9 protein-coding genes are annotated in these 14,311 nt (G+C 43.6%); 8 read left to right on the top strand and 1 reads right to left on the bottom strand.

Features of this window, described 5'->3' with window-relative positions; translation table 11 throughout:
• Positions 1 to 249: 249 nt before the first annotated feature.
• A complete protein-coding gene (locus ACFFGT_RS03500; protein WP_377021120.1) occupies positions 250 to 3,096 on the top strand; it encodes a TonB-dependent receptor in 2,847 nt (948 codons plus the stop codon).
• A gap of 320 nt (positions 3,097 to 3,416) precedes the next feature.
• On the opposite strand, the gene ACFFGT_RS03495 is transcribed toward ACFFGT_RS03500, so the two are convergent.
• Positions 3,417 to 4,685, bottom strand: a complete 1,269-nt coding sequence (locus ACFFGT_RS03495) for a hypothetical protein (protein ID WP_377021119.1) — start codon at positions 4,683 to 4,685, stop codon at positions 3,417 to 3,419.
• 133 nt (positions 4,686 to 4,818) lie between these two features.
• Between ACFFGT_RS03495 and ACFFGT_RS03490 the strand changes: the two genes are divergently transcribed.
• The 7 genes from ACFFGT_RS03490 to ACFFGT_RS03460 all read left to right on the top strand — a co-directional run bounded on the left by ACFFGT_RS03490 (position 4,819) and on the right by ACFFGT_RS03460 (position 14,305).
• Positions 4,819 to 5,694 (top strand): AraC family transcriptional regulator, encoded by an 876-nt coding sequence (locus ACFFGT_RS03490; RefSeq protein WP_377021118.1) that lies wholly within the window; start codon positions 4,819 to 4,821, stop codon positions 5,692 to 5,694.
• Positions 5,695 to 5,883: 189 nt separating this feature from the next.
• Positions 5,884 to 8,304 carry an ABC transporter permease gene (locus ACFFGT_RS03485; protein WP_377021117.1) on the top strand — a complete coding sequence of 807 codons (2,421 nt, stop codon included), beginning with the start codon at positions 5,884 to 5,886 and terminating at the stop codon, positions 8,302 to 8,304.
• A 376-nt stretch (positions 8,305 to 8,680) separates the two neighbouring features.
• Positions 8,681 to 9,013, top strand: coding sequence for an L-rhamnose mutarotase (locus tag ACFFGT_RS03480; RefSeq protein ID WP_377021116.1), 333 nt, complete (start codon positions 8,681 to 8,683; stop codon positions 9,011 to 9,013).
• 11 nt (positions 9,014 to 9,024) lie between these two features.
• A complete protein-coding gene (locus ACFFGT_RS03475) occupies positions 9,025 to 10,377 on the top strand; it encodes an alpha-L-fucosidase (RefSeq protein ID WP_377021115.1) in 1,353 nt (450 codons plus the stop codon).
• 47 nt (positions 10,378 to 10,424) lie between these two features.
• Positions 10,425 to 12,086 carry a UxaA family hydrolase gene (locus ACFFGT_RS03470; RefSeq protein WP_377021114.1) on the top strand — a complete coding sequence of 554 codons (1,662 nt, stop codon included), beginning with the start codon at positions 10,425 to 10,427 and terminating at the stop codon, positions 12,084 to 12,086.
• 150 nt (positions 12,087 to 12,236) lie between these two features.
• Complete coding sequence (locus ACFFGT_RS03465) at positions 12,237 to 13,001, top strand: SDR family NAD(P)-dependent oxidoreductase (RefSeq protein ID WP_377021113.1); 765 nt, start codon at positions 12,237 to 12,239, stop codon at positions 12,999 to 13,001.
• 14 nt (positions 13,002 to 13,015) lie between these two features.
• Positions 13,016 to 14,305 (top strand): alpha-L-fucosidase, encoded by a 1,290-nt coding sequence (locus tag ACFFGT_RS03460; RefSeq protein ID WP_377021112.1) that lies wholly within the window; start codon positions 13,016 to 13,018, stop codon positions 14,303 to 14,305.
• Positions 14,306 to 14,311: the final 6 nt, after the last annotated feature.

The following is a 14,311-nucleotide window of genomic DNA, read 5'->3' as shown; positions in this document are numbered from 1 at the left end:
TTTACATATATAATTCAGCAATAATACAAATCAGTAAAGCTTTGGGGCAACCATAATCGCCGGAGAGGCAAAAAATACCGATGAGGGCTTTGATCTGCTCTTTAAAGCGATACATTAACCTTATAACGGTCAATACCCCATCTTTATAGGTAAAAATGGGCATCCCGTCTATATATTAACAATGCCGGTCTATTGTGTTTTTTACACTAAAAATAATGCTATTGTTTTGTTGCTGTTAATCAGCATAAAATGAAAATCCTATACTCCTTAGTAATAATTGCCATAGCACTTGCAATACCATTTAACGTAAATGCCGAAACCGGTCGTACGGTTAAAGGCATTGTAAAAGACTCGACCGGGTACCTGATTGCCGGTACCAGTGTAAAAATGCTTACCGGTACCGATAGTATCACAGTTGTTACCGGTGCCGATGGCGGTTTTACCTTTAACAATGTAAAAGTGAGCCAGTTTAGCCTGGTGTTTAGCTCAATAGGTTATCAGCCGCTCAGGCGCAGGTTTGTGCTGGCTAATGATAATAAGCCGGCCAATTTGCCGCCCGTTATCCTGAAAATAGAAACTACGATGCTTAAAACTGTTGTTATTGCCGATGTAAACCCGGTAAAGCTTAAAGAGGATACCATTGAATTTAATGCCGATGCCTATAAGGTGCGTGACAACGCCCCGGTTGAAGATGTGATTAAAAAACTGCCGGGCATGGATGTTGATAAGGACGGCAATATTACTGCCCAGGGTAAAAGTGTAACCAAAGTAAGGGTTAACGGTAAAGATTTTTTTGGAGGCGATGTTAAAACGGCTACCCAAAACCTGCCCGCCGATATTGTACAAAGTATCCAGGTTATTGATGATTACGGCGATCAAGCCAATCTCACCAAAATAAAAACCGGCGAACCCGAAAAAGTACTGAACATTACCATTAAACAAAATAAAAACTATGGTTACTTTGGCCAGGCCAGCGCAGGCGGCGGGCGTGACGCCATTCCCGGTGTATCAAGCGATAAGGAGGGTACAAGGTATGTAGCATCGGCCAATGTGTTTAGCTTTAACGGCGACAGGCAGCTGGCCTTTTTGGGTAACGTTAACAATACCAATACCAACCTGTTCACTTTTGGCGCCGGTGGCCCAAGGGGTGGCGGCCCGGGTGGGCCACCGGGTTCAAACAGCAGTTCATCAAACGGGATCACTACTGCCCGCTCGTTCGGCTTTAATTATCGCGATAGCTGGGGTAAAAAAGTAACAGCTTACGGCAGCTACAGCTTTGCCGATAATTCGGTGAACACCATCAGCAGTACTATTCAAAACAACCTTTCGTCAACTAATTCCAGTACCAATACGCAAACTAATAACCAGCAGAGCGAAAAGCTGAACCATCGCGTTAATTTCAATATCGAATACAAACCCGATACAGTGAATTATGTAAAGATTACCCCGACATATGCTTACGCCAGTAACAATACTACAGCCGATGGGAGCAGTTTGCTGGTCAGGAATGCGCAAACGTTATCAAACTATACTTTCAACACCCTGAGTAAATCAACCGAGCCAAATTATGGCGTTAATGTATTGTTCAATCACCGTTTTAGTAGCCTGGGGCGCAACTTTAGCGTAAATGTGGGAGCAGGCAGCTACAGTATCAACAAATATCAAAACCCTGTTTATACTTATATTGATGGCGCCAGGAACGCTCCGCTTAACCAATTTATCAATACCGACAGCCGTACCGACAGCGTGGGGACTACCGTATCATACATGGAACCCATCAGCAAAAAAGGCTACCTGGAGCTGAACTATGCGTATCATTATGCTTATACCACGGCCGATAAAGCAACGGATACTTTGGCCAATGATGGTGCAACAAACAGATATGATTTGTTGAGCAATAACTATGCTTCAACCTTTATTACCAACCGTTTCGGGCTTAACTATCGCTTTATTGAAAAGAAATATAATTACACTTTAGGTATAGTTGCACAGCCAACAATTTTACGCGGATCATCGGTTGTTGATGCACTGCCTTTTAAAACCAATAACAATACCTTTAACTGGGCGCCAACCGCAAGGTTCATTTACAATTTTTCGCGCAGTCAATCACTTAGTTTAAACTACAACGGCAGCAGTAACCAGCCTACGTATACGGAGCTGCAGCCGGTTACTGATTTCAGTAATGCATCGTACCCGGTACAGGGTAACCCCGATCTGAAGCCGGAGTTTAATAACACGCTGTCGTTAAAATACAACAAGTTCGATTTTGCAAGCGGTAATGTGTTTTTCAGCAACCTGTCGTTCATTAAAACTGATAATAAAATAGTTGCCAATACCATTACTTACCCTAAAAATTATGCACCCAACAGTAAGCTGGCAGGGAGTATTTTAACCCAGTATTTGAATGCCGACGGCTATTACTCGGCACAGGGATTTTACGTGTTTGCTAAGCCCTGGGAAAAAAGAAAATATAATTTGTTCATGATCGGTAACATTTCGTACAATAACAACGTCTCATATATAAGCAATGTCGATTCTGTTACCTATAACATGACAACCGAGAAAAATATAGCCAAAAATTTGGTGTTATCTCAAGGCGCGCGCTTTAGGGTGAGCATTACTGATGTTATTGATGCCGAAGCAAGTACTACTTACAGTATTAATACCTCAAGTAATTCCATTAAACAGGCAAACGTTAACAACAACTTCCAGACCCTTAACCTGGGTGTTAACGGCAAAAGCTATTTTAAAGACTGGACAGTGAGCTATGATTATTCAAAAATGATTTATTATGGCTATACTGGTGCAACCAACCCTAATATATTGAATACTTATGTAGAGCGCCGTTTTTTAAAAGGCAACGCAGGTACCATACGTTTTTCGGTAATGGATGTGTTTAATGAAAATACCGGGTATACAACTACTCAAAACGGCAGCTATGTAACCCAAACTAACAGTAACCGTTTGGGCCGTTATTACCTGTTAACCTTTACACTTAAGCTCCAGAAATTTGCAGGCAAAAGGCCAACCAATGAACGTGGCGGGCCGGGTGGTCCCCCTCCGGGTGGCGGCCCTGGCGGACCGCCACCGTTTTAAAGAACGGCAAGGTTCATAAAATATTAAAAACCTTCCCATCCCTGAGAAAGATGGTGAGTTCAGATCAAAAACATGATGATCTGAGATTTAGTTGATGTTATCATCAGATAACTGCAGGGCGTTCCGGGGTGAGATACGGAACGCCCCTTTTTATTAATTAAACGTTAAATAAGCTGTTCGGGTTGTATTATTTTTAGATTTTTTTGTTGAAATAAATAAAGGTCTGAGTATAAATAATATAGCTTAATGTTTAATATGCTGTGCCTTTACAGATTAATATGTATTTTAATCATAGATTAATATTGTTATTGTTTAACCTGTTAAAAATGATAGCTTAAACCACCCTTGATACTGCTCACTTTAAGGGAATAATTACTAACCGAGGTTGCACCTATGCCTGTTATTGATGAAGGAAAAGTATATGATAATGCAATCTCCAGCTTTTTATTCAAAATCAAACCTGCTTTAACCGGGTATGACAGCCATCGTTTATCCAGGATAAGCACGTTTACCAATTTCTGTGAGGGGTCGGCATTATTGGTTGTAGCGTTGTCGCTATAACTGGTTAAATTAACCATAACACCGCCCCCGATATAAACTTTAACCCCATTTGTATTGTACACATAGTATAAAACCTGCGGACTAAGACCTATTTCGTGTTGTTTAAGCCGGTATGTGGCCTTAGGCTTTTCGGGCTGTGCATAGTAAAGGTCAACCTGGGTTTCGTATGAGCTTGATGTATATAAAACTTCCCCTCTTAATACGAACCTGCCTACAGATGCATCGGGGTAAAAGTTAAAGCCGGCAGTTATAAAGGGGGCAACAGATGTTTTATTGGGTATGTTTTCATAAAAAGGGCCGTTGCCCGAAAAACTATAGGATGTGGCATCAGCACCTGCGCCAATAAAAAAATCAATGGATGTTGATGTGCCATAGTGAGTGTTATCAACAATAAGGTTATTGATCTTTTCCGAAATCTTCTTTAAATCAAACATATTATAACGCGAGTTTTCAATCAATTGCTTCAATTCGTCCGAACCCGGGTTATATTTTGTAGCGAGGTCATATAATTGTGATACATATACATTTTCGCTGTGTGTAGCCGTACCCAGTTCCGGAATAAAATATTGCCTGAATATCAGTTCAACAGTTTTCTCCGCTTTATTATCTGCTATAAAATACCGCATTTTAATGGCATCGTTATAGGAGTAAAGAGAAATATTGGGGCCGTTTTGCTGTAGTTTTAAAAATATGATATCCTGTCTTTGGCTTGAATCCCGGCCGGTTGGCAGTCGTGCAGGATTTGTTTCATCAGTACTGACAAAACCGCTATAACGCTTGTAGGCTACCGAGTTGCTCACCTCAAAATAATTAATATCATTGGCTGTATAGTTTTTTATTTCAGCAGTATTTAATGAAGTTTTAAAATTGATACTTGCCGGGTTGGTATCCCACTCTTTTTCATTAACAAAACCTTTGATAGTTTGGCCGTTAATAGTAATTACATAACCGGGTTTGAAGTTGCTTTGAGCCTTTAAAAAAAATGGAAACAGAACAAATAATAAGAATAGAAGGGATTTAGGTTTCATTGTGAATTGGTTTGAGTTTAATTGGTATTTCAATATAATCCTAAAAAACAATAAACGTCATGCTTTTTTTAAAAAATGAGCAATTTTTACAGTTTTTAACTACATTTAGCCCGTTGTTTGTAAATAAAACTGAATGAAACCGCTTTTACTCAAAGTATCTGCCGACCCAGCACATTCCTTTAGCGTAAGGCATGATGTACTGCCGGATATCAATAACCGCTGGCATTGCCACCCGGAACTGGAGCTTATTTATTTTACAAAGGGCGGCGGAACACAATTTATAGGTGATAGCATTAAACAATTTGAAGCCGGGGATATGGTATTGGTTGGATCAAACCTGCCGCATTACTGGCGCTTTGACGATATGTACTTTAATAATGGCGGTGCCCAGGTTCCTGTTGATACTACTGTAGTGCATTTTTGTGAAAACTTTTGGGGCGATCAGTTTCTTCAGCTTCCTGAAAATAAGCTGATCAAGGTATTGCTTGAACGCTCCAAGCGCGGTTTGCAGATAACTGGCGAAACAAAAAAGCAGGTGGCTGCTATTTTAACTGCCATGCTCAACACCGATGGCGCCGAGAGGATCATCATGCTGCTCAAAGCATTGAATACTATAGCAGGCAGTTCGCCGCTTAACTATTTAACTTCAATTGGGTTTAAGTATGATCACAATGAATCGGAAAGCGACAGGCTCAATAATATTTATGAATACTCGGTGCGTAACTTCCGCAAAAAGATCTACCTTGAAGAAATAGCCGATATAGCCGGTGTAAGCGCCAACTCTTTTTGCCGGTACTTTAAATCCAAAACCCGCAAAACCTATTCGCAGTTTGTGATTGAAATAAAAGTAGGCTACGCCTGTAAGCTTCTTATTGAAAACAAGCTGAACATCAAGCAGCTATGTTACGATAGCGGGTTCAATAACTTCTCCACCTTTCATAAGCATTTTAAGCAGGTAACCGGTAAAAGTCCGCTGATGTATCAGAAGGAGTTTACGAAGAAAGCCTGAACCGGGATTTGGGGGGATTTACCTGATTAATAGGATTTCGCCTTGCATGCTGTAATTCTATAAATCCGAAATTTTCAGATAATAAAGAATCCTGTCATACTACATTTTCCTAAAAGAATCCTGCCCATCCCTATAATCCACCCAAATCCCGGTTCATTTCCCTATATTGTAAACCTCAACCTTTACAATATGATCCGCAACATCCTGCTTGTTACCTGGCGAAATCTTGTTAAAAACAAAACTTACACGTTTATCAATATTACCGGGCTTGCACTGGGTATGGCTGCGTTCATATTAATATTCGCTTACGTAAATTTTGAGAAGAGCTTTGACCGGATCCATCCTGATGCTGCCAACATTTACCGGGTTGAGAGCCAGTTTTACCGCGGCGATAACCTGACCGATAGCTGGGCGACCAGTACCAACGGGTACGCTACAGCTATGAAGTCTAACTTTCCCGAAATTGCATCATTTGTACGCGTTAACTGGCATAATGCCGAACGGGTGGTGAAGTACAACAATATCAAATTCAGGGAGGAGCATGTTGCATTTGCCGATAGTAACTTCTTTGATTTTTTTGCATACCCTTTATTGAAAGGCGATAAGCTCACCGCGCTTAACGAGGTTAACTCAATAGTTATTTCGCAGGCTGCAGCTAAAAAGTATTTCGGTAATGATGAGCCAATGGGCAAGTACCTGGATGTTACCACCCTGGGCGATAGTTATCATTGTATGGTTACAGGTGTGTTTAAAGATTTGCCGGCCAATTCAACCATGCAGTTTAACTTCCTGCTGTCGGGAGCTACAACGCCAAAGTTTGAAAAGGATTTTTGGTACCTGCATGAAAGCTACACGTTTGTAAAGCTGAAACCGCATGCAAGCCCGGCCACGGTTGAAGCTAAATTTCCAGCATTGGCCGAACGGTACAAAACAGGTCTTTCCTTAAAAGATCTTAAATGGACTATCAAGCTTGTGCCGCTTACCGAGATCCATCTAAACCCCGCCAAGCCCAACGAAATTGAAACTAAAGGTAACCGCTTTGCGGTTGATTTTCTGAGCATCATCGCCTATATTATCCTGCTCATCGCTTGTATCAACTATATCAACCTCGCTACCACCAAATCGGTAGACAGGGCGAGGGAGGTAGGGATCCGAAAGGTGAGCGGCGCGCGTGCCCCGCAACTTATTATGCAGTTCCTTACCGAATCGGTTATTATCAACTTTGCTGCTCTGGCGGTAGCTTTGATATTGGTATTGGCGGGTAGATACGGTGTCATGAACTATTTATATGGCGAGGGTACTTACGGTTTACTGTTTGATGACGCTTTGTATTTGAAACTGGCAGTCGTTTTTGTTGGCAGTATCCTGCTTTCGGGTATTTACCCGGCAACGGTGCTGGCCCGAATGAAACCTATAGCCGTGCTTAAAGGGCGCTTTGCTTTTTCAAAAAGCGGGGTGCTCATGCGCCGTGGAATGGTGGCATTTCAGTTTATGGCTTCGGTATTGCTTATTGCGGGCACCTTTGCGGTTTACAGGCAGATAGTTTATATGAACAGCCAAAATACCGGGGTAAATATTGATCAAACCATTGTAGTAAAAATGCCGGTTAACACGCCCAATTACAACCAGAAAACAGCCAGCTTTAAAACCACGCTGCAAGCTTTTGCGGGTGTTAAGGCAGTTACACTTTCCGGCGCAGTACCGGGCAAGGAAGTTGGCAAGTTTTTAGCCGACAGGCGCTTTGGAGCACCTAAGTCAGAAGAACGTACCTATGAAATGCTCCGTGCTGATCATGATTTTATTAAAACTTATGGTTTACAGGTAATAGCCGGCAGGGCTTTTGATAAAAGCCGTCCGACCGATTCTGTTGGTTTGGTGATGAACGAAGCTGCTGTAAAACAATTCGGTTTTGAATCGCCGCAGGATGCTGTTGGTAAAAAGGTATGGATTGAAACGCTGGATAAAGAACCCAATGAGATCATCGGCATAGTGAAGGATTATCACCAGCAATCGCTTCAAAAAAATTATACCCCGGTTATCTTATTTATGGACCCCAAACTTCCGTGGATCCCTGCCGATTATATTTCGGTAAAGGTAAACGGCAGCAACATGCGGCAAATGGTTGATAACATCAAGGCAACCTGGAACAACACTTTCCCCGAATCATCGTTCGATTTCTTTTTCCTTGACGATTTTTACAACCGCCAGTATGCCCAGGATACCCAGTTTGGCCATGTGTTTACGCTGTTTGCTTCACTGGCCATATTTATTGCCTGTATTGGCCTGTTTGGCTTAACGGCGTATTCGGCCGCCCGCCGTACCAAAGAAATTGGTGTACGCAAAGTGCTTGGGGCATCGGTACAAAATATCATCTCCCTGCTCACCTGGGATGTGGTAAAGCTCATTTTTATATCAAGTTTGGTGGCTATCCCGCTGGCATATATTTTCATTAATCAATGGCTTAACCGCTACGCTTTCAGGGTGCAGTTAACCTGGTGGCAGTTTGTGCTCCCTGTTTTCGCGCTGGTGGCCATAGCTGTGGCAACTACGTTTTACTTAACCTTCAGGGCTGCACTGGCTAACCCGACGAGTTCGTTGAGGAATGAGTAAGCTGAACCGGGATTTGGGGGGATTTTTCGGATTATACAGATTTTTATCGACTGCTTCGGTTTGATCTGTATACCTGAATAAGTTTATAAAGAGACAAGAAATCCCGCCCATCCAACTAATCTCCCCAAATCCCGGTTCAGACAAAAAATCCTGTCCATCCGATCAATCCCCCCAATCCCGGTTCAGACAAAAATCCTGGCAATCTCAAAATCCTAAAAATCAAGGTTCAGAAAAAATCAACGCAATCAGCGTAATCAAAATCCATCAACGGTCCCATGCCAAAATAGTTGAACGTTTTGGTTAATTTCAGCTAATTATTTAGCCTCAAACCTTATTTCTTTGTATTACCGATATAAACTTTTTTGAGAGCTATTCTATGAGCCAACGATACTGTTTAACCCTCGACCTGAAAGACGACGCGGCACTCATTGCCGAATACGAAAAATATCACGAAGCCATCTGGCCCGAAATTCATGATAGTATTACTGCCAAGGGAATCACCAATATGGAGATCTTCCGTTTTGATACGCGCATGTTCATGATTATGGAGGTTGATGACACGTTCAGCTTTGAGAGATCGGCAGCGATGGATGCGGCGAACCCTAAGGCTAAGGAGTGGGAAGATTTGATGTGGGGCTACCAATCGCCGGTGAAAAATGCACCCGAAGGTGTTAAATGGGTGTTAATGGATAAAGTTTTCTCATTATAAACAGAATAGCTATGCTAAAGAAACTACAATTAATGCTGATGTTCGTGGTGCTGATGGTACCATCGGTATTTGCGCAAAAAATGATAGGCACCGAAACCGATGCCCAAAAGGAGAAACGCATGGAATGGTGGAAGGACGACCGCTTTGGGATGTTCATTCACTGGGGCCTGTACTCGCAGGCCGCAAGGCACGAATGGGTAAAGCATAATGAAAAGATAGATAATGCCGGTTATCAGAAATATTTCGACCAGTTTAATCCTGATCTGTTCGATCCACAAAAATGGGCCAGGCAGGCGAAAGCCGCAGGGATGAAATACGCAGTACTTACCACCAAGCACCACGAAGGTTTTTGTCTTTTCGATTCAAAGTTTACCGACTATAAAGCACCAAATACCGCTGCCAAGCGTGACCTGGTACGCGAGTATGTGAACGCTTTCCGCGCACAGGGTTTAAAGGTTGGTTTTTATTATTCCCTATTGGATTGGCACCACCCGGATTATTTGATAGATGATTATCACCCGCAATCGCCTGCCGATAAAAGCGATGCCTCATACGCCAGGCTGAACAAAGGAAGGGATATGGCTAAATATCGCCAGTATATGCGCAACCAGATCACCGAGCTGTTAACTAAATATGGTAAGATCGATATCCTTTGGCTTGATTTCTCGTTTCCCATTAAAAACGGCCACGGTAAGGGTAAAGATGACTGGGGATCGGTTGAGTTGCTAAAACTGATCCGAAAATTACAGCCGGGAATTATTGTAGATAACCGCCTGAACCTGGAAGAATATAAAGACGGGGCCGATTTTGAAACCCCCGAGCAGGTGAGTACCGCCGAACTGGCCAAATACCGCGGCAAAACCTGGGAAACCTGCCAAACCTTTTCGGGTTCATGGGGATACTACAGGGATGAAAATACCTGGAAAACCCATCGCCAATTGCTCGACCTGTTAATTACTTCGGTAAGTAACGGCGGCAACCTGATCCTGAACGTCGGGCCAACTGCCCGCGGCGAGTTTGATTACCGGGCAACCCGCGCGCTGGATAGCCTGGCTTACTGGATGCACGCCAATAGTAAATCTATCTACAATTGCACATTTGCGCCCGATACCTATAAAATACCCGAAGGAAGTAAACTTACTTATAACAAAGCCGCCGGTAAATTGTATGTACAGTTGTTCAGCTATCCGCAGGGTAAATTGGTATTGCCCGGGTATAAAGGCAAGATCAAATACGCGCAGTTTTTGAATGATAGCTCGGAACTTTTATATAAAGAAACTAACGGAGATGACCTGGAGATAACGCTGCCGGCGCAGAAACCTAATTTTGAGATCCCGGTAATTGAACTTACGCTTCAGCAATAAGCTAAAAAATATTGTCCTTGTTAAAAAAGGACTGATCATATAATATAATGTCAACACAAAGAGAAACATATTTAAGGATCCATCCGCATGATAACGTACTGGTAGCCCTTCAGGACCTGCCACAGGGAACCGTTGTTGCGTTTGATGGACAAACTTTTGCATTGGTAGATAAAATAGCAGCAAAACACAAATTTGCCATTAATGAACTGCCTGTAGGTAAGGAGATTTACATGTACGGTGTACTTGTGGGCAAAGCCTCTGCAACTATATCGCAGGGTGGTTTGTTAACTACTGAGAACGTACACCATGCAGCCGAAGGCTTTCATTTGGGCGAACGTAAACTGCAATGGCACCAGCCCGATACAGGTAATTTTGAAGGCAAAACCTTTATGGGTTACCACCGTGCCGATGGTTCGGTTGGTACAGGTAACTACTGGATTGTAGTACCGCTTGTTTTTTGCGAAAACAGGAACATCAATGTGCTGAAAGAGGCATTGGTTGATAAGCTGGGTTATAAAAAAGCCAAAAGCTATGAGGGCGATGTGGAGCAACTGATGGAGCTTTACCAGGCCGGTAAATCGGTTGAGGAGATCCTGAATGCCGATATCCTGGCATCTGAAGATAAGCCTAACTCCAAACGCCTTTTCAAAAATATTGATGGTATCAAATTTTTAAACCATAGCATGGGCTGCGGCGGCACCCGCGAAGATTCGGATACGCTTTGCGGATTGATTGCCGGATATATCACGCACCCCAACGTAGCCGGTGCAACCATATTAAGCTTGGGCTGCCAGCATGCGCAGGTGAGTATTTTACAAAATGAAATTGCTAAACGCGATGCTAATTTCAACAAACCCCTTGTAGTGCTGGAGCAGCAAAAAGTAGGTACTGAGAGCGAACTGTTGAAACAGGCTTTGAAACAAACTTTTGCCGGTTTGGTAAAAGCCAATGAAACTGCACGCCAGCCTGCACCGCTGTCGAAATTGTGTGTTGGTTTGGAATGCGGTGGTTCGGATGGTTTTTCCGGGATCTCGGCAAACCCGGCATTGGGCTATTTGTCCGACCTGCTGGTTACGATGGGTGGCTCGGTGATCCTTTCAGAGTTTCCGGAGCTTTGCGGTGTGGAGCAGGAATTGAGCGATCGTTGTATTGATGTAGATACCGCCAATCGCTTTATGCAGCTCATGACCACCTACAATGCCCGCGCTGAGGCCGACGGTTCTGGCTTCTATGCCAACCCATCACCGGGTAATATCCGTGATGGATTGATCACCGATGCTATTAAATCGGCAGGCGCAGCAAAAAAAGGCGGTACATCGCCGGTAACCGCGGTGTTAGATTATCCTGAGAAAGTAACCAAGCCCGGTCTGAATTTATTATGTACCCCCGGCAGCGATGTGGAAAGCACCACTGCCGAAGTGGGCGCAGGTGCCAACATTGTATTGTTCACCACCGGTTTGGGTACGCCTACAGGCAATCCCGTAACGCCGGTTATCAAGCTGTCAACCAATACGGCCATGTTTGAGCGCATGCCCGATATTATCGATATCAATTGCGGAACCATCATTGAAGGTGCCGAAACCATCCAGCAGGCCGGCGAGCGGATCCTGGATTACGTAATAAAAGTAGCCAGCGGCGAGGCCGAACCAAAATCGGTAAAACTTGGCCAGGATGATTTTATTCCGTGGAAGAGAGGGGTGTCGTTGTAAGCAGCCCCACCCAACCCTCCCCGGGAGGGAGGGCTTTTGATTGGAGTAATTTAAAACTTCATTCTTCTAATAAGAGAATTATTATTAATAACCATAAAACAAAAAGTATCCCCTTCCGGGGGAGATTTAGAGGGGGCTCGGCCTGACTATATGTTCAAACTAACCAATAAATCAGTAATTGTAACAGGCGGCGGCAGCGGCATAGGCAAAGCTATGGCTGTATTATTTGCACAACAAGGTGCCGAAGTTCATATCATCGAACTAAACGACCAGGCAGCAGCCGATACCGTGACCGAAATAACTGCCGCAGGCGGTAAAGCCACAGGTTATGCCTGCGATGTAAGCAGTCAGCAGCAGGTGGTTGACACGTTTGCCAAAATAGGTAAGATAGATATCCTGATCAATAACGCAGGTATAGCGCATATAGGCCGTGCTGATAATACCAGTACCGAGGATTTTGAGCGGGTATTTAACGTGAACGTTAAAGGCGCATACAATTGCCTATACGCAGCTCTCCCGGTGTTGAAAAGCAATGGTGGTGGTGTTATCCTCAACACAGCATCAATAGCGGCCAGTGTGGGTATTACCGACAGGTTTGCTTATTCTATGAGTAAAGGTGCTATCCATGCCATGACTTTATCCGTAGCACGCGATTTTCTGCACGATAACATCCGTTGTAACTGCATTTCGCCGGCAAGGGTGCATACACCTTTTGTTGATGGTTTTATAGCCAAAAACTATGCTGGCAGGGAGGATGAGATCTTTGAAAAACTATCTAAAAGCCAACCTATAGGCAGGATGGGTAAACCAGAGGAAGTAGCTGCTTTGGCACTATACCTCTGCTCGGATGAGGCCGGTTTTATTACCGGTACCGATTATCCTATTGATGGCGGCTTTATCACGCTGAACAATTAAAAACCTGATTTGATATGATCAAAAAGCTATTATTAATGGGGATGCTGCTTGGCGCTGTACGCGCGGGTGCCCAAACCTACACCCCAACGGCCGATAACCTTGCTGCAAGGCAAAACTTCCAGGATATGAAGTTCGGCCTGTTCATTCACTGGGGGATTTACAGTGAGCTGGGTGCGGGTGAGTGGGTAATGAATGAAAAACACATCCCTTATGATAGCTATAAACGTTTGGCCGATTTTTTTAACCCGCAGGCATTTAATGCCCATGAATGGGTAATGTTTGCCAAAAAAGCGGGTATGAAGTACATCACCATTACTTCGCGCCATCATGATGGGTTCAGCATGTTTGGCACCAAGGCATCGCCATACAATATTGTTGATGCCACGCCTTACCATAAAGATCCCTTGATGGAGTTGGCACAGGAATGTGTTAAAGAAGGCATCGAACTGCATTTTTACTATTCGCTGCTGGATTGGGGCCGTAAGGATTATGCTTATGGTAGCCCGATAGTTGATGGTAAACCTGCAAACGGCGACTGGGACAGCTACATCAATTTCATGAAAGCCCAGCTTACCGAATTGATTACCAAATATCCCGGCGTAAAAGGCATTTGGTTTGATGGCCATTGGGAGCGCGATGTTAACTGGCATTATGATGAGATCTACGGATTGATCCACAAACTGAACCCTGCAATACTGGTGGGTAACAACCATCACCTTGAACCAAAAGAGGGTGAAGATTTCCAGATGTTTGAAAAGGATTTGCCGGGAGCAAACACCACCGGTTTCAGCGGCAAATCAAAAATAGGTGCCCTGCCTTTGGAAACCTGCGAAACCATCAACAATAGCTGGGGCTTTAACATTACCGACAGGAGCTTTAAATCATCCAAACGCATTATCCATTATTTGGTGAACGCGGCGGGCTTAAACGCTAACTTTTTATTGAATATAGGCCCAATGCCAAACGGCAAAATTCAGCCTGAATTTACCGATACATTGGCTATTGTTGGCGCATGGATGCAAAAGAATGGTGAGGCCATTTATGGCACCCGTGGCAGCGGCATCCCGGCACAGCCATGGGGCGTTGTTACCCAAAAAGATAAAAATCTGTATGTGCATGTAATGACACCGCCGCAACAGCCATATGTTTTTATCCCGCAGCTTAAAGGAAAAGTGACCAAAGCTGTATTATTGGGCGATGGCAGCGCGGTGAAATTTAAACAACAAACCGAGGGCGTATTTGTATACCTTAACGGCGTAACAACCGACCCTAACGATACCATTATTAAACTGACAACTAACTAATACAAC

Source organism: Mucilaginibacter angelicae (assembly GCF_042434235.1).
Classification (GTDB): Bacteria; Bacteroidota; Bacteroidia; order Sphingobacteriales; family Sphingobacteriaceae; genus Mucilaginibacter; species Mucilaginibacter angelicae.
The sequence above is the reverse complement of the archived record's forward strand: the minus strand, read 5'-3'. Positions and strand labels throughout refer to the sequence as shown.